This window comes from Arthrobacter sp. RT-1 (assembly GCF_003367205.1).
In the GTDB taxonomy this organism is placed as follows: Bacteria; Actinomycetota; Actinomycetes; order Actinomycetales; family Micrococcaceae; genus Arthrobacter.
Genome location: NZ_QRGQ01000036.1, coordinates 86,376 through 86,762, shown reverse-complemented (window position 1 = coordinate 86,762; position 387 = coordinate 86,376). Strand labels below are relative to the sequence as shown.

The window sequence follows — 387 nt, the reverse complement described above, 5'->3', positions numbered from 1 at the left end:
CTGGGCCGTGTCTCAGTCCCAGTGTGGCCGGTCACCCTCTCAGGCCGGCTACCCGTCGTCGCCTTGGTAAGCCATTACCTCACCAACAAGCTGATAGGCCGCGAGTCCATCCAAAACCACAAAAAGCTTTCCACCAACCACCATGCGATGATCAGTCATATCCGGTATTAGACCCAGTTTCCCAGGCTTATCCCAGAGTTAAGGGCAGGTTACTCACGTGTTACTCACCCGTTCGCCACTAATCCCCCCAGCAAGCTGGGGATCATCGTTCGACTTGCATGTGTTAAGCACGCCGCCAGCGTTCATCCTGAGCCAGGATCAAACTCTCCGTTGAAGTAAAACAAAAACAGACACAACCCCCAGCCCCGGGAAAACGGGACCAAAAGG

The 387-nt window shown here is 54.8% G+C and carries 1 rRNA gene; it reads right to left on the bottom strand.

Features of this window, described 5'->3' with window-relative positions:
* A 16S ribosomal RNA gene (locus DXK94_RS17860) occupies positions 1 to 334 on the bottom strand; the annotation flags it as partial.
* Between the last annotated feature and the right edge of the window lie 53 nt (positions 335 to 387).